We start from the raw sequence: 19,044 nt of genomic DNA, 5'->3' as shown, positions 1-19,044 counted from the left end.
TGCCGGGATGCGGCGGGCCGCGCCGAAGCTCGGATCGGCGCGACGGATCGAGCCCGTACGTGCGAGGATCCGACGAACCGGACATGGCGCCGGAGCGGCTCCGGCGCGCGGCAGGAGACCGTGATGTCACGCCCCGATCCGATCGCCCTCGCCCGCGCCGGCCTCGTCGCCGGCCTCGTCGCCTTCGTGCTCCAGGTCGCTACGCCGGCCGGCGCCGAGCCGATGCCGCTTCCGAGGACGCCGTCCGTGGAGTCGATCCCGCCGGAAAGCCTGACCGGCCTCGACGCGCAGGGGCGCCCCAACCTGCTCGGCTCGACCGGGCACACGACCTCGGCGGAGGCGCCGCGGGCGCGCCCGCCGAGCGCGGATCTCTCCATGCGCCTGCTGCTGCGAGCAGCCGGAACGGTGGCGTCCGGGCCCGCCACGGGTCCAGCCATCGAGCGCCGCTGAGCGCAACCCGCCCAGCCTCTCGCGGCACAGCGCGATCCGCTTCGACCCGAAACTCGACAATGGAAGATGTGGCGGAGCCGGAGGGATTCGAACCCTCGATACGGGTTTAAGCCCGTATAACGGTTTAGCAAACCGCCGCCTTCAGCCTCTCGGCCACGGCTCCGTGCGCATCGCGTCGCGCGGAGAATGCGTATCGGACGGGCGCGCGCCCGTCAACGCCTCCGCCGCCGTCTTCACTCCCGCGCGAACAGCGCCCCGTCGTGGTCCACCCCCGCCGCGCATTCCACCTCGATCGTCGCGTGCGCCACCCCGAAGCGCTCCGCGAGCCGGCCCTTCAAGCCCTCCTTCATCCGCGTCGCGGCGGCGAGATCGGCGTGGTCGAGGGCGAGGTGGACCTCGAGCGCCACCCGCTCCTCGTCGAGGCGCCACAGGTGGAGGTGATGGACGCCGGCGACGCCGTCCTCGTTCTCCAAAAGGCGGCGCAGGGCGTCGTAGTCGAAGCCCTGCGGGGCGGAGTCCATCAGCACCGCGACCGCGCCGCGCATCTCCGCGCCGGCGTGGACGAAGATGTACACCGCGATCGCCGCCGTGATCGCCGGGTCGACCCACGTCACGCCCCAGATCATCACCGCGAGCGCGCCGAGGACGACGCCGAGCGTCGCCAGCGCGTCCGCGATCATGTGCAGGAAGGCGGAGCGCACGTTGGCGCCGGTCTCCTTGCGCAGCACCCACGCCGCCGCGACGTCCTCCGCCATTGCGATCGCGCCGACGATCAGCATGATCTCGCCCTGGATCGGCTGCGGGTCGAACAGCCGCGTGACCGCCTCGTAGCCGAGGAAGACGCCGATGACGAGGAGCACCGTGAGGTTGATCACGGCCCCTACCGTCTCCGCGCGGGCGTAGCCGAAGGTGCGGCGCGGGTCGGCCTTCCGCCGCGAGATCCGCCAGGCGATGTAGGCGACGAGAATCGCGCCCGCGTCGGCGAGGTTGTGCGCGGCGTCGGCGAGGAGCGCCAGCGAGCCGGAGATCGCGCCGCCCACGACCTCGGCCACCACGATGCCGAGGTTGAGCGCGAGCGCGATCAGCAGCCGCCGGCCGCGCCGCTTCGCGGCGGCGGGGTCGTCCTCCGCGGCGGCCGCCGCCCCGCCGGCGTGATGATGATGCGCGTGCGCCATGCTCGCCCCGGAACGCCGCCGGCCCCCGGCCGGTTCAGCTTGTCTCCAGTACCTGCACGGCGTCGAAGTCCTCGAGCTCCGGCGGCCCGAGCGTCAGCGGCTTGTTGTCGCCCGCCCGCGCATGGGCCTTGCGGAACGCCTCCGAGCGCGTCCACTCCATGAACGCCTCCCGCGAGGCCCACATCGAGTGCGAGACGTAGAGCACGTGATCCTCCCGCTCGGGGCCCTTCAGAAGGTGGAACGCCCTGAAGCCCGGCACCTCCTTCAGGAAGCTGTCGCGGTTCTTCCACACCGCCTCGAAATCGCCGACGGCGTCCTTGCGGACCTTGAAGCGGTTCATGCCGATGAACATGGGCGGTCTCCGGATTGCGATCTCGGCCGGAGGGTAGTGGGCGCGGGGCGCGGGCTCAAGGCGGCGCCCCCCTCACAACGGCCACACCCACACGATCATCGGCACCCCCACCGCCACCACCAGCGCCTCCAGCGGCAGCCCCAGCCGCCAGTAGTCCCCGAACCGCAAGCCCGCCGGCCCCAGGATCAGCGTGTTGTTCTGGTGCCCGATGGGAGTGAGGAAGGCGCAGGAGGCGCCGACCGCGACCGCCATCAGGAAGGGGTCGGGGCTCGCGCCGAGCGTCTGGGCGGCGCCGATGGCGACGGGGGCCATGACGGCGGCGGTGGCGGCGTTGTTCATGAAGTCGGAGAGCGTCATCGTCACGACGAGGATCAGCGCCAGCGCGAGGATGGCGTTGCCCTGCGCGACGATGTCGAGGAGGCCGCGGGCGAGGAGGTCGGCGGCGCCGGTCGTCTCCATGGCGCCGGCGACGGGGATGAGCGCGCCGAGCAGCACGATCACCGGCCAGTCGACGGCGGTGTAGACCGTGCGCGGGGCGACGACCCGCGTCGCCATGGCGGCGAGGACGCCGGCGGCGAAGGCGATCGCGGCGGGCGCGAGGCCGAAGGCGGCGGCGGCGATGGCGGCGGCCATGATGCCGAGCGAGAGCGCGACGTCGCGGGGCCTCGGCAGCGCGATCGCCCGCTCGGCGAGCGGCGCCGCGCCGAAGCCCGCCGCGACGTCGGCGAGGCGCTCGGGCGCGCCCTGCATCAGCAGCACGTCGCCCTCGCGCAGGAGCATGGTGCGCAGCCGCGCGCGCGGGCGCTGCCCCTGGCGCGAGACGGCCAGCAGGTTCACCCCGTGGCGCGTGCGCAGCTTCAGGTCCTGCGCGGAGCGGCCGGCGAGGGAGGAGCCCGGCAGGATGACGAACTCGGCGAGGACGACGCCCTCGTCCTCGGCCGTGGCGCGTGGGGCCGCGTCCCTCCCCTCGTCAGCCTCCCCGGTCTCGTCGCCGGCCGAGCCGCTTTCTTCCTCGGCCGCCTCCGTCTCCTCGGGGTCCGGCGGCGGCTTGTCCTCCTCGAGCTTCAGGCCGAGCCGCGAGAGGACGCCGGGCAGCGCCTGCGGCTCGGCCTCGAGCACCAGGATGTCGCCAGCGCGCGCCTTGCGCCAGGGGTTCGGCGCGGAGAGGCGGACCTCGTGGCGCACGAGGCCGACGACGAGGGCGTCGGCCTCGCGCAGGGCCGCCTCGATCTCGCGCAGCGTCATGCCCGCCGCCTCGGCGCCCTCGGGAATGCGCGCCTCGGTCATGTAGGCCTCGGTCTCGAAGGTCTCGGCGCCGGCGCGCTTGCGGGCGGGCGCGAGCAGGCCGCCGAGCGCCACGACGAAGAGCACGCCCGCCGCGGCCACCGCGAGGCCGACCGGCGTGTAGGCGAACATGCCGAAGCCCACCCCCGTCGCCTCGGCCCGGAAGCCGGCGACGATGAGGTTCGGCGGCGTGCCGATGAGCGTCGTCATGCCCCCCAGGATCGAGCCGAAGGAGAGCGGCATCAGCACCTTCGAGGGCGAAAGCCCGCTCTTGCCCGCGACCTGGAGGGCGACGGGCATCAGCAGCGCCAGGGCGCCGACGTTGTTCATGAAGGCGGAGAGGAAGGCGCCGAGCACGGTGAGCGTCGCCACCGCCCGCGCCGGGCCGACCTCGGCGGGAAGCGCGCGGCGGGTGAGGAGGTCGACGGCGCCCGAGCTCTGCAGCGCACGCGACAGGACGAGCACGCACGCGACCGTCACCACGGCCGCGTGGCCGAAGCCGGCGAAGGCCGCCTCGGCCGGGACGAGGCCTGCGGCGACGCAGGCGACGAGCGCCGCCACCGCCACCATGTCGTGCCGCCATCGGCCCTGGACGAAGAGCACGATGGCGGCGGCGAGAATCGCCAGGATCAGGATCTGCGGCGTCGTCATCCGCGGAAGGCTAAGGCTTCTCGCGGGAAATGCGAGAGGCGCGCGGCCTCGACCGCACCGCCCGTTCCCGCCCGGCCGCGGCCCCGGCAGAGCCCCGCCGGCGCGGCGTCACGACGTGCGCGAGGCCGCGTCCATGTACTCCTTGTGGCGCTTCTCGTCGGCGAGCGCGCGCTCGAAGATCGGGCGATCCTCGGCGGGCACGACCGGGTTGTCGCAGGCATGCGCATAAGCGCTGATCGTATCGTTCTCGTTGCTGCTCATCGCCTTCAGGATCGGGCTGTCCCCGGAGGCGAGGTTGGCGATCTGGATCTTGCCCGTCGTCAGGTACTGCTTGACGTCGCCCTCGGTCGGGACGTTCGCCCCGTAGCGCGGCGCCATCAGCGTCAGCTCGCTCAGGTGCCGATCGTGATCGGCGCGGAACTCCGCGATGCGCGTCCTGTGGGTCGCGTCCGAAAGGCGCTCGAGCGTCGCGTCGTAGGCCGCGATCGCGTCCCGCTCGAGCAGGATGAGGTTCTCGATTACCGTGGGCATGTCGCCGCCCGTTCCGACGGTGGTGGCCATGTCGACGCTCCGTTCGCTGTTGCCGTGACCCCGCCAATCGATACGGCCGATCGGGGTTCCCGGCAGCGGCGCGACGCGTCGGCGCGCCTTCAGCCGTCCGGCGAGGCCGCGATCCATCGGCTCTCGAAGCCGGGCCAGCGCTCGGTCGGGGCAGGCCCCTCGCAAGACGCCTCGAAGCCGTCGCGCCGGCGGTCGAATTCGCGGTCGAGCAGCCAACCGAGCAGGAAGCAGCCCGCCTCGTACCGGCCGAACTCGGCGTTGCGCGTCTCCACCGTCACCACTACGACGACCGCCTCGAGCGGGCGCCCGTCCCAGGTCGCGACCCCGTAATCCAGCAGCCGGACATCGTGGCCGTCCACCTCCCAGAACTCCAGCGGCCGCGAGCCGACCCAGTCCACGAAGCGCGGGAAGAGGTCCGCCATCGCAGCGCTCGGCTTTCCGCCGAGCACCGTCTCGACGCCCGCCGCCATGTCGTTCTGCGCCGCGCGGGCGGTCTGGCCGTGCGTGCTCCGCAGCGCCTCCTGCGCCGCCTGTCGCGCGCGATCGGCGCGGGCGCGCTGGGCGTCCGCGAGAACGGCGGCCGCCTCCTGCTCCTGCCGGCGCGCGCCGAGAAGCTGCAGCGCCTCCGCCCGCTCCGCGGCCAGGCGTCCGCGGAGCGCCGATATCTCGTCCGCCTCCAGCCAGATCGGGAGAACGCGATGCGGCGTCTCCTCGCGCGCGAGGGCGTCGAGCAGGCGCGCCAGCTCCTCCGCCCGCGCGAGGACGAGCGCGCACTCGCCCCTCTGCAAACGGGCGAAGACCGCGTCCGGCTCGGCGACGAGACGCGGGCCGATCGGCCCCGCATGGAGGGCGAGATCCTCCGCGCGCGCGGAGAGAACGGCTTCGTGAAGCGCGCTCTCGCTCTCGCGAGCGGCGGCGTCCCGCGCCGGCGCGGTCTCGACGACGCAGACCCGATCGCCCCCGGGCGCACCGGCCGCGAGGAAGCCGAAGCCGGCCCGCACCCCTGCCGAGACCTCGGCTTCGATGTCGCGCGCGAGCCGCTCGCCCTCCGCCGCGCGTGCGGCGACGGACGACCAGAGAACGGCATCGAGGACCTCGAGCCGCCCCTCCTCCAGGGCGCGGACCACCGGACGCGCGTAGGCGAGGCTTTCGCCGAGAAGCGCGCCGCGCTCGACGAGCACGAGATCCTGCGCGCCCGGCGCCTCGGGGGGACAGCGCGCCGCCGCCTCCGCCCGGCCGCCGAGCGCGCGGATGCGCGCCAGCGCCGAGCGCACGCCGAGCGTCTGGTCCGGCGGATCGTGCCGCCAGCACGCTCGCGTGCGACCGCCCTCGAAGACGAGCGCTCCGAGGAGATCGGCCCTCAGGTTGGGAGCGCTGCCGGACAGGTTGCGCAGGACGAGAACGTCGCGCGGATCTCCGACGAGAAGCGCGCGGTTGAGCGCGGTGACGGCGAGCCCGTTCGGCGCGGTCTCGACCTGCGCCTCGCCCGCCGTCAGGCGGGCCAGGAAAAGCTCCGCCTCGTCCCACAGGGCGAGGCTTCGCAGACCCTCGCGCGTCGTGTCCAGCGCCGCGGCCAGGGTCGGCGCGTGGCGGCTCTCGAGCGCCGCGTTCAGCCCCGCCTGCAGCTCGAGCAGCGCCGGCGCCTCCTCGCCGAGAGGGTTCGCGGCGAGGTGGTCCCGCAGGAACCCGTCCAGCGTGGCCGCGATCTCGGCCGCACTCGCCGCGGCGTCGGTCTCGCTCGCCGCCATCGCGCCGGCCCGACGCTCGGCGAAGGCGACGTAGGCCTCCTCCGCATCGAGGAGCCGCTCCAGCTCCGCGACCGCCGCCTCGACCGGGGCGGCGTCGGCCCCGTCGCGCGCGCGGCGCAGGCCGGCGACGCCGCGCGCGACCGCGAGCCCGTCCATGAAGCGCCCCCCGCCCTCGACGAAGGCGTCCACCGTCGCGAACAGATCGTCGGTCCGCGCGCGAGCCCGGTCGAGGGCGAATCGCGCGGCCTCGGACTGCGCCTGTCGCTCCAGCAGCGCGGCCGCCTCGACTTCGGGCCGGAGCACGAAAGCCGCGGCCGCGCTTTCCAGGCCGAGCTTCGCGATCCGATCGACGGCATCCGCCTGCGCGGCCACGATGGCGTCGGGATCGGCTCCCGAGAGCGCCCGCGAAAGGCTCTCCTGGATCTCCAGGAGGTCGGGCACGCCGGGCGCGAGCACGTCTCGGGCGACCTGGGCGCGGGCGAAGGCCTCCAGCCGTTCGGCGTTGTCCCGCGCCTGCGCGAACGCCGCCGCGTCGGCGCCGCGCTCGGCGACGTCGGCCTCCCGTTCGAACGAGCGAAAGCGCTCCTCGCCGTCGAGCGCGTCGTCGAGCGCCGCAATGGCCTGGACGATCGCCTCCGCCTCGGTGCGGGACAAAGCGGCCTTGAGCGCCAGGACCGCCCGCGCGACCCCGAGCGCGTCCTCGAAGGCCCCGTTCGCTTCCCTGGCGTAGCGGTCGACGCGCGCAATGCGCGCCTCGGCCTCGGTCCGGGCGGTCTCCATGGCGAGGCGGGCGCGCTCGGATGCGGCGCGGGCCGCGCGATCCCGCTCCTCCAACGCCGACGCGTCGATCTCCGGCTCGAGGCGGAAAGCCGCGGCCTCCTCGCCCAGGCCGAGGGAGGCGAGCGTCGCCGTCGCTTCTTTCTGCGCCGCGACGACGGCGTCCGGATCGGCGCCTGCGAGCGCCTCCGACAGGACCCGGCCGAGCGCGAGGAGATCACGCGCCTGGGGCGCCGTGACGTTGCGCGCGACCCACGCGCGGACGAAGCCGTCGAGCCGCTCGGCGTTGCGCCGCGCCTGCGCGAACGCCGCCGCATCGGCCTCCTGCTCGGCGCGCTCGAGAGCTTCGACGTGCATGCCGAAGGCGCGTTCGGAGGCCAGAAGGTCGTCGAGAACGGCGCGCGCCGCCTCGATACCGTCAGGAGCGCCGTCGTCCATGGCCGCGCGCAGGTCGATCAGGGCCGCTGCGACGTCGAGCCCGTTCTCGAAGGCGCCGCCGCCGGCCGTGAAGCTCTCGATCCGGCCGACCAGAGCCTCCGACTCGCGCAGGAAGGTCTCTCGGGCGATCCGCCGCCGCTCGGCCTCGATCGCGCGGCGTTGGGCGGTCACGGCGTCCCGCGCCTCCGAGAGGGCGAGCCGGAGATCCGCGCCGCCCGGCTCGCGCGCGAGCGCCTCGGCGCACAGGTCGGCGGCTTCCTGCCAGCGCTCCTCAGCGGAGGCCTGCAGGCAGAGGGTCGCGCCATGCGCCGCGCGAGCGCGCGTGTGCGCGGCCTCGGCCTGCGCGACCCGGTCGACCATGGCTTCCAGCGCGCTGGCGGCTTGCGCGTCGGTCAGGACGTCCCGGCGCATCGCCTCGAGGTCGCCCTCCAGCCGGGCGAGCTCCGCGCCGGACGCGACCACGAGCGCGTCGAGCTGGCGCGCCGCGGTGGAGAGCGCGGCGCGGCTTTCCACGTCGTCGGGCGCGAGCGTCGCGGCGCGCCGGCAGGCGCGCGCCGTCTCCATCCAGTCCCGAGCGGCGACGGCGGCCCGGCACGCCTGCACGCCCGCCTCCCGCTCGGCGGCGCGCTCGCGCTCGCGCAGGAACGCCTCCCGCGTCTCCAGGCCCGACTTCTCGAAGGCCACCCATTCGTCGAAGCGCGTGAAGCCCGCGCGTCGGGCCGCCTCCCAGGTGGCGTGGTCCCTGAAGCCGGCCTCGGAGGCGCGACGAAACGCGGCCATGTCGGGAAAGCCGCTGGACCGGAACGACGCGAGCTCGTCGGCGTCCCGCGCCCCGACGCGGCGCGCCTCAGACAGGGCGCTCGCGTCACGGAACCCGGCCCGCTCGGCGATCTCCATGTCCTGGCGGGTCGAGAAGCCGCGCGCATGCGCGGCCCGCTCCTCGGCGGCAGACCGGAAGCCCGCCGCGGCCCGCTGCTCCAGCGCCACGATATCCGCCTCCAGAAGCGCCTTCGGCGCCATTCCGAACGCATTGAAATACCGATCGAGCGCCGCCCGCGTCCCGGGACCCGCATCGCCGTCGACCCGCAACGTGTAGAACCCGAGGGTCTTCAGCGCGGTCTGGACCCGCCGCACCTGGCGGATCTCGTGCTCGCGTTGCCGGTTCACGGCCTGCTGATCGATCTGGCGCTGCCGTTCGAGCTGCTGCTGCCGCATGCCCTCCTGAATGGCGAGGCCCATGATGCCGAACAGCACGTCCGCCTGGGCGAGAGCCACCTGGACGGACCCGAGGAGCATGACCGCCGCGAGCGTGGAGCGAAGCTTCATCAGGGGGTGACCTCCATGCCGCGGGACCGTCTTCGCCGGCAGGCGGGGCTGCGCGACTCTCACACGATGATAATCCCTACCAATCCTTATTTGTCGAGTGGGGATCGGGCGTCGTGAGGGTCGACGACGCCGCGCGCGCCGGTCGGGGAGCGAGCCCGCGCCGGCCGGCGCTTCAGCCGGAGGCGAGGCCGCCCCGGGACGGTCGCGTCGCCGCCGCGGGCTCGGTCAGGAAGCCGTCGAGGCCCTCGCCGGTACGCTGGAAGTGGGCCTCGACCAGAGCGCAGGTCGCCGCCACGTCGCGCGCGAGAGCCGCGCGCGCGATCTCCCGGTGCTCGCTCATGAGATCGCGGGCCCGGCGCTCCGCGCCGATCGAGGCGCGCCGGTAGCGCTCGCACTGGTCCTGCAGGTTCTGCCGCACGCGCAGCAGCCACTCCGTCCCGCAAGCCTTGACGAGGGCGTGGTGGAAGCGGGCGTTCGCCGCCTCCCAGCGCTCGAGGTCCGCCTCGCCGCTCTGGAGCAGCCGGTCCTGTTTCTCGAGCGCGTAGGCGGCCGCGACGACGTCCGCCTCCCAGTCGTCGTCGCCGGCCGGGATCGACAGCCGCAGCGCCGCGGTCTCCACGGCGATGCGGGCCCGGTTGAGGTCCGCGAAATCCGCCGCGGCGAGCCGCGCCACGGAAAAGCCGCGGCTCCCCGTGGCGACGACGAGCCCGTCCGCCGCGAGCCGCTGCAGGGCCTCGCGCAGCGGCGTGACGCCGATGCCGTAGATCGTCCGCAGCCGCTCCATGCGCAGGCGCTCGTCGGGGCGCCGCCGCCCGGCGATGATGTCGCTGCGCAGCGCCGCGTAGGCGGCGTCCACGAGCGACGCCTCGGACGCGCCGCGCCCCTCCGGGCTCCGGCTCGTCGGCGTGGAAGCGGTCCGCATGCTCTCGGTCATCCGTCGTCGCGGCAAGACGCGACCATTGGTGAGGAAAGTTCGATCGAGAAAGTGCCATGCTGCACTTGACTCGTCAAACCGTATGGATACGCTCAAATCATATATGAAAAGAGGTGGCCATGCGCATCGTCTCGTTCACCCATGGGGAGGTCCCGGGCGCCGGCATCGTCGACGGCGAGGAGATCGTGGCGGCGGCGCGGGGCGCCGAGGCCCACGGCGCCATCGGCCGGATGATCGCCGGTGGGGAGCCCGAGCGTGCGCGCTGGGAGGAGCGGCGCGCCGACCCGGGGGCGCAGCGCATTCCTCTCGCCGAGGCGCGGCTCGAGGCGCCGCTGCCGGATCCGCGCCAGATGATCGTCTGCGTCGGCAAGAACTACCGCGCGCATGCGACCGAATTCCACAAGAGCGGCTTCGACTCGTCCGGCAAGGAGGAGGTCCCCTCGCACCCCGTGGTCTTCGCCAAGGCCGGCAGCAGCGTCGTCGGGCCCGGCGCGCCGATCCGCGCCTCGCTCGACCCCACGGGAAGCGTCGACTACGAGGGCGAGCTCGGCGTGGTCATCGGCCGGCGCGCCTTCCAGGTGACGCGCGAGGACGCGATGGCGCACGTCTTCGGCTACACCATCGTCAACGACGTGACCTCGCGCCAGCTGCAGAGCCGGCACAGCCAGTGGCTGATCGGCAAGAGCCTCGACAGCTTCGGACCGATGGGCCCGTGGATCGTCACCGCCGACGAGATCGGCGACATCGGCCGTCTCGAGCTCGTCACGCGGGTCGACGGCGAGGTGCGCCAGAAGGCCCGCGTCGCCGACCTGATCTTCGATGTTCCCACGCTGATCGCGACCTTGAGCGCCACCATGACGCTGGCGCCCGGCGACGTGATCGCGACGGGAACGCCGGCGGGCGTCGGCATCGGCTTCGAGCCGCCGCGCTACCTGCGGCCCGGCGACCGCGTCGCCGTCACGATCGAGGGCATCGGCACGCTGGAGAATCCCGTGACCTGACGCCCCGCAACGGCTCGCGAAGCCTCGGCACAGGGGCGGCGAGCGCACAGGGAGGAAAAGCCATGAGCGTGATCGACAAGCGTCTCGCATTCGGCCTCGCGGCCGCCTGCATCGCTCTCGCGGGCCCGGCGGCCGCACAGGACTTCTACGCCGGCAAGCGCATCCAGGTGATCGTGCCGTTCTCGCCCGGCGGCGCGACCGACGTCGCGGCCCGCTTCCTGGAGAAGTACCTGGAGCGCCACGTGCCCGGCAATCCGGACGTCGAGGTGGTCAACCGTCCCGGCGGCGGCTCGGTGCTCGGCGCGAACTGGTTCGCCGAGAACGCGCAGCCCGACGGGCTGACGATCCTGTTCACCACCTCGTCGACCTCCAATCCCTTCGTGCTCGGGCAGGAGGGCGTGGAATACGATCTGGCCGCCATGCGCCCGGGCTACAGCCTGCCCTTCGGCGCCGTCGCCTACGTCTCGCCGACCACCGGCGTGACCGAGGCGACCGAGGTGAAGGACCCGGACGTGCCCCTGATCTACGGCGGCATCGCGGCCGCGGCGAGCGACCTGCCGGGGCTCCTGTCGTTCGAGGTGCTCGGCCTCGACGTCAAGACCGTGCTGGGCTTCCCCGGCCGCGGGCCGATCCGCCTCGCCTTCGAGCGGGGGGAAACGAATTTCGACTACCAGTTCACCCCGGTCTACGCGACGCAGGTTGTGGACATGGTCGCGGCGGGGCGCGCCACGCCGTTGTGGACGGGCGGCTCCGTCGCCGAGGACGGCCGCCTCACCGGCCGCGACCCCGCCTTCCCGGACCTGCCTTCGGTCTACGAGGTCTACACGGCGATGAACGACGGCGCGGAGCCGAGCGGGCTCGCCTGGGACGCGTTCCAGGCCGTGGGCACGGCGACCTACAATTACGGCCTCACCGCCTTCCTGCCCGAGGGCACGCCCGACGAGGCGATCGCGGCCTTCGAGGCGGCGATCCCGGCGATCAACGCGGATGCCGAGTTCCAGACGGAAAGCGCCGAGGTCGTCGGCGGCTACGCGCTGATCCCGCCGTCCGAGGTCGAGGGGCCGCTCCTCGCGGCGCTCAGGCCCTCGCCGGAGATTCGCGCCTACCTGCGAGACCTGCTCGGCACGAAGTACGGCGTCAGCTTCTGACCCGGCCGGCGGCGCGCCACCCGGCGCGTCGCCCCTGCGCACCCCCGACGGAGGCGTCCGCCCGTGCTCGAGCATCTCGTCCCGGCCCTGTCCGCGCTCCTCGAGCCCGCGCGCCTCGCCGCCCTCTTCGCCGGCATGCTCGCCGGGCTCGTCTTCGGGATGCTCCCCGGTCTCGGCGGCGTGGCCGCGGTGTCGATCCTCCTGCCCTTCATCTATCTCTTCGACAGCTATGCCGGCCTCGCCCTGCTGCTCGGGGCGATCTCGGTGATCTACACCTCCGACACCATCACCTCGGTGCTCGTCGGCGCGCCCGGCTCGCCGGCCTCGGCGCCGACCGCCATCGAGGGCCACGCGCTCGCCCGCGAGGGCAAGGCGGCGACCGCTCTCGGCGTCGGCTTCCTCGCCTCCATGGTCGGCGGGCTGTTCGGCGCGGTCATCCTGTCGCTCGCGATCCCCGTCGCCGGCCCGCTCGTGCTCGCGCTCGGCACGCCGGAGCTCCTGATGTTCGCCATCGTCGGCCTCGTCTTCGCGGCCGGCATGGTGGGCAAGGACATCGCGGTGGGTCTCGCCGCGGCGGCCTTCGGCATCCTCCTCGGCACGATCGGCGCCGCGCCCGCGGCCGTCGACTTCCGCTTCACCTTCGGCCAGCCCTACCTCGCCGACGGCCTGTCCCTCACCATCGTCGCGCTCGGCCTGTTCGCGGTGGCCGAGGTGGTCGGCATGCTCGCCTCCGGGGGCGGCATCTCCAACGAGCGCGCTCCGCTCGGGGACTGGCGGGAGGGCGCCCGCGCCTTCGTGCGCCATCGCTGGCTCGTGGTCCGCTCCGCCCTGATCGGCGTCTTCGGCGGCTTCGTGCCGGCCGTCGGCGCGAGCGCCTCGACCTGGGTCGCCTACGGCCACGCCATGCGCTCGGCCAAGGACAAGAGCCGCTTCGGCAAGGGGGAGATCCGCGGCGTCGCGGCGGCGGAAGGGGCCAACAACGCCACCGTGATCTCCGATCTCGTCCCGACGCTCCTGTTCAGCGTCCCCGGCGGGCCGGCCGCCGCCGTGTTTCTCGGGGCGCTGTTCTCCTTCGGCTTCTATCCGGGCCCGCGCCTCGTGCGCGAGAATCCGGAGCTGATGTACGTCATCGTCTGGAGCGTCGCCCTCGCCTCCGTCGCGGGCGCCCTGATCTGCTTCGCCATCACGCCGCTCATCGCCCGGCTGACGCGCATTCGCTTCGCCATCATCGCGGCGCCGCTGCTCCTGATCATGGTCGCGGGCGCCTACCAGGCGACTCAGTCCTTCGGCGACATCGCCATGCTGCTGACCCTCGGCGTCGTCGGCTGGCTGATGAAGCAGGCCGACTGGCCGCGCGCCCCGGTCCTCGTCGGCTTCGTGCTGGCCAAGCCGATGGAGCAGTATTTCTGGCTCACCGTGCAGATCCACGGCTGGGCCTGGCTGCTGCGCCCGGGCGTCCTCGTCATCGCCGCCTTGATCGTCGTGCCGCTTCTGCTGCGCCTCGCCGGGCTCCTGCGCGCACGCCGCGCCCGCGCTGCGGCGGCGGCGACGGACGGACCGGCGCTCGCGCCGCGCAAGCGGGAGCGGCGCGTCGACACGCGCATCGGCCTCGCCTTCGCGTGGCTGGTGCTTCTCGTCTTCGGCTACGCGGCCTACGAGACCCTCGGCTTCGCGCCCGATTCGCGCCTCCTGCCGACTCTCGCCATCGTCCCCGGCCTCGCGCTCGCGGCCTGGATCGTCGTGCGCGACACCCGCCACGCCCTCGACGAGGGCGTCGTGCGCGATCCCTCCGCGATCGCCGAGATCCCGTTCCTCGCCACGCTGCTCGCCTACGGGCTCGGGGTCTGGCTCGTGGGCTTCGACATCGCGACGGTGGTGCTGCTCACCTGGATCCTGCTCGGCTGCGCGCGCATGCGCCTCGCCACGGGCCTCGCCTACGCGGCCCTCATCCTCGCGGGCATCCACGGCATGTTCGCGCTGATGCGCGTGAGCGCGCCGGCAGGCCTTCTCGACTTCGCCATCCTGTCCTGATCCGCGAACAGGGAGCCCGTCATGACCCTCGCGCCCGATCCCGACATCCTGCCCCCGAGCGTCGACCCGGCGACGAAGAAGATCGCGGTGCGCTCCGTGCGCGCGCGCAATCGCGGCGGCACGCGCACGGAGGTCCGCGTGCGCCAGTTCGACAGCGTCTTCACCGACGAGCCCGACACGCTCGGCGGCACCAACACCGCGCCGAGCCCGCTCGAGACGGTTCTCGTGGCGTTGGTCGGCTGCGACGGCGTGATCATCAACGGCTGCGCCAAGGCGATGGGCTTCTCCTATGCCGGCGTCGACTTCTCCTGCTCGGCCGAGATCGACGTGCGCGGCCCCAAGGGCGTCGCCGGAGTGCGGCCCTATTACGAGACCCTGTCGCTGGAGATCGTGCTCTACACCGACGAGCCCGAGGCGCGGGTCCGCCAGCTGCAGAAGAACGTCGAGTTCCGCTGCCCGGTGATGAACCTCATCCGCGCCGCCGACGTGCGGATGCGGGTCGACTGGCGGGTCGAGCCCGCCGCCGCCTTCGAGGATTGATGCCGTGCGCGTCCTGATGCATCGCGCGCGCGGCGCGCCGCGCCTCGGCTTCCTCGCCGACCCCGAGACGATCGTCGACGCCGCCGACGCCTGCGCGGCCCTCGGGCGCGGCGCCGATCGGCCGCTCGTCGCCGACGCGATCGCCCTCGCCGCCGCGGGCGACGCCGGCCTCGCGCTCGCGCGGGAGCTCGTCGCGTCCGCGCCCGCCGAGACGCGTCTGCCGCTCGCGGGAACGCCGCTCTGCGCGCCGATGCGCCCCTCGACCATCCTGTGCACCGGCTCGAACTACCGCGAGCACAACGCCGAGAAAGCCAACACGCCGCTGAGCGCCAAGGAGCCCGAATTCTTCGTCAAGACGGCGGACTGCGTGATCGGGCCGGAGGAGGCCATCGTCCAAGATCCGCGCCTGACGACGAAGCTCGATTGCGAGACGGAGCTCGCGATCGTGATCGGCAGGCCCGGGCGCCACATCCCGGTCGCGGCGGCGCTCGACCACGTCTTCGGCTACACGATCGTCAACGACGTCACCGCGCGGGACCGGCAGGTGCGCACGTCTCCGGAGGGCGTGACCTGGTACGAGCTCGGCCGCGGCAAGGCCTTCGACACGAGCGCGCCGCTCGGGCCCTGGATCGTCACGCGCGACGAGATCCCGGATCCGCAGGCGCTCGCCCTGCGCACGCGCATCAACGGCGAGCCGCGCCAGGCGGGCTCGACCGCCTCGATGATCTGGAGCTGCGCCGAGCTGATCCACTTCTTCTCGACCAGCTTCACCCTGAGGCCCGGGATGGTGATCATCACCGGCACGCCGGCGGGGACGGCGTGGTCGGCCGATCCGGAGCTGGGCGGGCGCTGGCGGCCCGTCCCGGGCTGCGTGAAGCCGACGCGCTACTGCCTGCCGGGGGACGTCGTCGAAAGCGAGATCGAGGGGATCGGCACCCTGCGCAACCCCGTCGTCGCGGGTGCGGGATGACGTCGGCCGCGCCTGCGCCGTGGCGGCCCGGGCGTCTCACGGACGAACCGGGAAGCGCTTCGTGAGCGGCAGGACGACGATGCAGGTCAGGCCGTCGGGCCGCAGATCGTAGGTCGTCTCGGCGCCGAGCTGGAAGGGAATGGCGCGCTCGATCAGCTCCCGCCCGTAGCCGCCGTCGAGGGACGCCGCCGGCGCATGGGCGGGCTGCTCTCCCCAGGTCTCCCGCCACTCGACCCGCAGGCGAGGCTCGGTCACGGGGCCGACGACCTCCCAGGCGATGACGAGACATCCCTGCGGTCGGCCGAGCGCGCCGTGCTTCATCGCGTTGGTGAGGAGTTCGTGCAGGGCGAGCGCCAGCGTCTGGACGGATGCAGACCGCAGGCGAATGCCCTCGATGCCGCTCAGCACGATCCGCCCCTCGTCGCGATCGGGCATGATGCCGTGGCCGCGCAGCTCGGCCTGGAGCAGCTCGTCGAACGCGACCCGGTCCCCCTCCTTCAGGGTCGAAAGGAGCCCGTTGGCGCGCGATAGCGCGTCGAGCCGGGCCGCGAACTGCTCCGCGAACTCGTCGAGAGAGGCGCTGGCGCGCTGGGTGCGCCGGGCGATCGCGCGAATGACGCCGATGATGTTGCGGGTCCGGTGCTGGAGCTCGGACACGAGGACGTCCATCCGGTCCGCCGTCTGCCTTTCTTCGGTCACGTCCCGGGTGATGCCGCCCAGCCGACGCATCCGGCCGTCGGCGTCGATCAGCCTGAACCCGGTCGTCCGCAGCCATCGGATCTGCCCGTCCGAGGGACGCCGGATGCGGTACTCGTACACGCCCTCCCCGTCGCGCAACCCGCGGATCGCCTGCAGCGTGCGCTCCCGGTCGTCGGGCACGATCACGTCGAGAAGCGTCGACACGCTTCGCGACGCCACGGCGCCGCCGCGCTCCATGCCGTAGATCGTGTCGAAGGCGCTGCTGAGATACTCCCATTCGAGGGTCTCGGCGTCACGCACCCAGAGCGCGTCGGACGACGCTTCGGCGAATTCCCGGAACCGCGCCTCGCTCTCCCGGAGCGCTTCCTCGGCCCGCTTTCGGTCCGTGACGTCGAAGACGACGCCGATCACCCGCTCCACGTGGCCGCTCGCATCGAGCTGCGCTTCGCCGCGCTCCTCGAGCCAGACGAGACGGCCGTCGTCCGGCCGACGGAAGCGGAATTCCGAGGTGTAGCTGCCGCCCTCGGACGCGACCCGACGCACCTTGCCGACATGCGCCTCCCGGTCCTCCGGCACCAGCAGGGCGAAGCCGTCCTGCGCACCGGCCAGGGTCCGCAACCCGAAGAGCGCCGCGAAGCCGTCGCTGGTCGCGATGCGATCGTCGCGCGGGAGCCACTCCCAGGTCACCATCCCGATCGTGCTCATCGCGAGACGCATTCGCTCCTCGCTCTCGCGCAAGGCCGCTTCCGCGGCCGCGCGGGCGCGCTCCTCCCGGATCCGCGCGGTCACCTCGGCGGCGGTGTTGAAGACCCCGCCGACCCCGCCGCCCTCGTCCGGGATCGGGTCGAACCGAAAGCTGAACCAGGCGTTCTCGATCCGCCCGGAGCGGTCGATCGGGAGCAGCCAGCTGTCGACCCGAGATGCCTCGCCCCCCGCCCGAACGCCGTCGAGCAGCGGACCGATCTCGTTCCAGATTTCCGGGAAGACCTCGCGCGCCGGTCGCCCCAGCGCCGCCGGGTGCTTGTCGCCGATCAGCTCTCGCCAGAGGTCGTTGTAGACGAGGACGTGATCCGCACCCCAGTAGACGGCGATCGGCGCGCCGGCGCCCAGAATGATGCCGACAGCGGTCACCAGTGATCTCGGCCAGTCTTCCAAAGGGCCAAGCTTCGTCGTGCTCCAGTCGAAGGACCGGATCAGGGCTGCCGTTTCCCCACCGCCCTTGGGGAAAGCAGTTGATTTCATGTCCACCGACATCGATCGACTCCCGACGTGGTCTTCACCGTAATGGACACGTCGGGACGCGACAATCGCCGCATGACGGCGAGCGGCGCTCCGCCGAGCGGCCGGGAGCTGCCCCGAGCCGCGCGCCGGTCGCCTCATCCGGCGTCCCGCCTGCGGGTGGAGGGTCCGGTGCGCAGGTCCCGCCGCCCCGAGACGCCGAACGCCTTGAGCAACGCCGCCACGTGCTTCTTGACGGCTCCGACCGAGATGGACAGAGCCGCTGCGATCTCCTCGTTCGTGCGGCTCTCCCGGACGAGGGCGAGGACCTGCGCCTGCCTGGCGGTGAGCCCCGTGAGGTCGGTCGCGGGGTCGGCGTCGGCCTCCCCTGCATCGGCGGCGTCGAGAAGCCCGGCTCGCGTGGGCGCCAGAGCCGATACGGACGTCTCCAGCGTCGGGCGGTCCTCCGGCGCGCCGGTCGTCCCGCCCGCGACCAGCGGCGAGAGGTCCACGTGCGCGATCAGGGCCCCCCGCGCGCCGTCCGCCCGGGGAACGCCGACGAGGTTGAACCACCGCCGCCCCTGCGGCGTGTCGCAGGCATAGAGCCACGTGAGGATGACGCTGCGGCCACGCAGCAACGCGTTCAGGTCCATCGAGAGCCGGTGCGCCTCCCCCAGGCAGCTGCGACACAGCGCGAGGTAGTTCGTGCCGATGCAGGCGTCCGGAGACGTGAGCCCGTTCTCGACGCCGAAGCGCCGCCAGGCGTCGTTCACGGCCACGATCACGCCGTCGCCGTCGAGGAGCGCCGCCTGCGCGCTCAGCGCCTCGGGAATCTCGCCGCCTTCCATCGTCGTCTCCGCGCCGCAGCCTGCGGACCGCGGCCTATAGCTTTCCCGCCGGGCCGAGGCAATTTCCGCGTCGTCGACGGCACGGGTGACCGGTTCGGCTACTTTTGTTTACTAAACGTAAACCCGAGGCCGCCGAAAGTTCCCGCGATCTCGGGACTCGACGCGAGGCGCGCAGACGTGAAGACGGACGCCGCCGGGTTCCGCACGGACCAGCCGACGGAGCGACGAGCGAGACCATGGACCTCGAGACGCACGATCGCCTGCCGTCCGACACCGATCGGGCGCTCGCGAGACTGGACGATTGTCGCCGGAAAGCTCTGGGGCTCGCCCTGAGGGCGTCGACGGGGGCGCTCGAGCGGAGCGACGGGACGAACGCGGTCGAGAGCTTGCGCGCCCTCACGGACGAGACCAACGCGGCGTTCGCCTCCCTGGCCGAGTCGCTTCGCCGGCTCGACGAGCAGGCCGCATCGCTGCGCGCTGTCGAGATGCGCGCTCTGAGGCTGTCGCAGGCCGGGAACACGCGGATCCGCTGGGGCGACGCGTCCACGGAGAGCCGGGACCCGATCCGGGACCGGGGTGCACGGTGACGAAGGGGCTGTCGAGCACCGGCTCCCGGCAGGCGCCCGACGAGCGGATGCGCGCGGGGCTCGCCGCGATCGGGCTCGCCGTCGCGGCGCTGGAGAGCGCGATCGGCCTGCTCCCGTCCGGGCGCGAGCGCGAGACCGCCGAGATGTGCCGGGACGTCCTTCTCGGGCTCGATCCGCCCCGCGCGGGCCGGCCCCGCCGGCCGTCCTGAACCACCTCGGGGCCGCCCCCTGGGGGGTGGGGACCGCGGCCCGATTGCCCCGAGACGTCCACGGTGCGCACGCGCGATCCGCCGCACGGTCAGCGCG

General features: G+C 73.1%; 16 protein-coding genes and 1 tRNA gene. 8 read left to right on the top strand and 9 right to left on the bottom strand.

What is annotated here, in order from left to right; translation table 11 throughout:
• Positions 1-123: 123 nt before the first annotated feature.
• Positions 124-450 (top strand): hypothetical protein, encoded by a 327-nt coding sequence (locus ABL310_RS08610; RefSeq protein ID WP_349371263.1) that lies wholly within the window; start codon positions 124-126, stop codon positions 448-450.
• 69 nt (positions 451-519) lie between these two features.
• Here the strand turns inward: ABL310_RS08610 and ABL310_RS08605 are convergent.
• From ABL310_RS08605 to ABL310_RS08575, 7 genes are all read right to left on the bottom strand, one after another.
• Positions 520-613 (bottom strand) — tRNA-Ser (locus tag ABL310_RS08605).
• A gap of 70 nt (positions 614-683) precedes the next feature.
• Positions 684-1,625, bottom strand: a complete 942-nt coding sequence (locus ABL310_RS08600) for a cation diffusion facilitator family transporter (protein ID WP_349371262.1) — start codon at positions 1,623-1,625, stop codon at positions 684-686.
• 34 nt (positions 1,626-1,659) lie between these two features.
• Entirely contained in the window at positions 1,660-1,977 is a 318-nt protein-coding gene (locus tag ABL310_RS08595) for an antibiotic biosynthesis monooxygenase (RefSeq protein WP_349371261.1), read from the bottom strand.
• Between the two features lie 72 nt (positions 1,978-2,049).
• Positions 2,050-3,912 carry an SLC13 family permease gene (locus ABL310_RS08590; RefSeq protein WP_349371260.1) on the bottom strand — a complete coding sequence of 621 codons (1,863 nt, stop codon included), beginning with the start codon at positions 3,910-3,912 and terminating at the stop codon, positions 2,050-2,052.
• Between the two features lie 108 nt (positions 3,913-4,020).
• Positions 4,021-4,473, bottom strand: coding sequence for a ferritin-like domain-containing protein (locus tag ABL310_RS08585; RefSeq protein ID WP_349371259.1), 453 nt, complete (start codon positions 4,471-4,473; stop codon positions 4,021-4,023).
• An 89-nt stretch (positions 4,474-4,562) separates the two neighbouring features.
• On the bottom strand, positions 4,563-8,762 hold the full coding sequence (locus tag ABL310_RS08580; RefSeq protein WP_349371258.1) for a peptidoglycan-binding domain-containing protein: 4,200 nt from the start codon (positions 8,760-8,762) through the stop codon (positions 4,563-4,565).
• Between the two features lie 172 nt (positions 8,763-8,934).
• Entirely contained in the window at positions 8,935-9,684 is a 750-nt protein-coding gene (locus ABL310_RS08575; protein ID WP_349371257.1) for an FCD domain-containing protein, read from the bottom strand.
• Positions 9,685-9,815: 131 nt separating this feature from the next.
• Here ABL310_RS08575 and ABL310_RS08570 point away from each other — a divergent pair, with 131 nt between their 5' ends.
• The 5 genes from ABL310_RS08570 to ABL310_RS08550 all read left to right on the top strand — a co-directional run bounded on the left by ABL310_RS08570 (position 9,816) and on the right by ABL310_RS08550 (position 15,386).
• Entirely contained in the window at positions 9,816-10,697 is an 882-nt protein-coding gene (locus ABL310_RS08570; RefSeq protein WP_349371256.1) for a fumarylacetoacetate hydrolase family protein, read from the top strand.
• Positions 10,698-10,759: 62 nt separating this feature from the next.
• Positions 10,760-11,845, top strand: a complete 1,086-nt coding sequence (locus ABL310_RS08565) for a hypothetical protein (protein ID WP_349371255.1) — start codon at positions 10,760-10,762, stop codon at positions 11,843-11,845.
• Positions 11,846-11,908: 63 nt separating this feature from the next.
• Positions 11,909-13,876 carry a tripartite tricarboxylate transporter permease gene (locus ABL310_RS08560; protein ID WP_349371254.1) on the top strand — a complete coding sequence of 656 codons (1,968 nt, stop codon included), beginning with the start codon at positions 11,909-11,911 and terminating at the stop codon, positions 13,874-13,876.
• Between the two features lie 21 nt (positions 13,877-13,897).
• The gene (locus tag ABL310_RS08555; RefSeq protein WP_349371253.1) at positions 13,898-14,416 is read left to right on the top strand and encodes an OsmC family protein; all 519 of its coding nucleotides are present in this window, start codon (positions 13,898-13,900) and stop codon (positions 14,414-14,416) included.
• 4 nt (positions 14,417-14,420) lie between these two features.
• Positions 14,421-15,386, top strand: coding sequence for a fumarylacetoacetate hydrolase family protein (locus tag ABL310_RS08550; RefSeq protein ID WP_349371252.1), 966 nt, complete (start codon positions 14,421-14,423; stop codon positions 15,384-15,386).
• A 36-nt stretch (positions 15,387-15,422) separates the two neighbouring features.
• Here ABL310_RS08550 and ABL310_RS08545 read toward each other — a convergent pair whose 3' ends face one another.
• Positions 15,423-17,339 carry a PAS domain S-box protein gene (locus ABL310_RS08545; RefSeq protein ID WP_349371251.1) on the bottom strand — a complete coding sequence of 639 codons (1,917 nt, stop codon included), beginning with the start codon at positions 17,337-17,339 and terminating at the stop codon, positions 15,423-15,425.
• Positions 17,340-17,461: 122 nt separating this feature from the next.
• Positions 17,462-18,151, bottom strand: coding sequence for a helix-turn-helix transcriptional regulator (locus ABL310_RS08540; RefSeq protein WP_349371250.1), 690 nt, complete (start codon positions 18,149-18,151; stop codon positions 17,462-17,464).
• A 236-nt stretch (positions 18,152-18,387) separates the two neighbouring features.
• On the opposite strand from ABL310_RS08540, the gene ABL310_RS08535 reads away from it, so the two are divergent.
• Positions 18,388-18,738, top strand: coding sequence for a hypothetical protein (locus tag ABL310_RS08535; protein ID WP_349371249.1), 351 nt, complete (start codon positions 18,388-18,390; stop codon positions 18,736-18,738).
• A complete protein-coding gene (locus ABL310_RS08530; protein ID WP_349371248.1) occupies positions 18,735-18,947 on the top strand; it encodes a hypothetical protein in 213 nt (70 codons plus the stop codon). Before ABL310_RS08535 ends, ABL310_RS08530 begins: the two co-directional genes overlap by 4 nt.
• Positions 18,948-19,044: the final 97 nt, after the last annotated feature.

This window comes from Salinarimonas sp., assembly GCF_040111675.1.
Taxonomy (GTDB): domain Bacteria; phylum Pseudomonadota; class Alphaproteobacteria; order Rhizobiales; family Beijerinckiaceae; genus Salinarimonas.
This window is presented reverse-complemented; position numbering and strand designations above follow the sequence as displayed.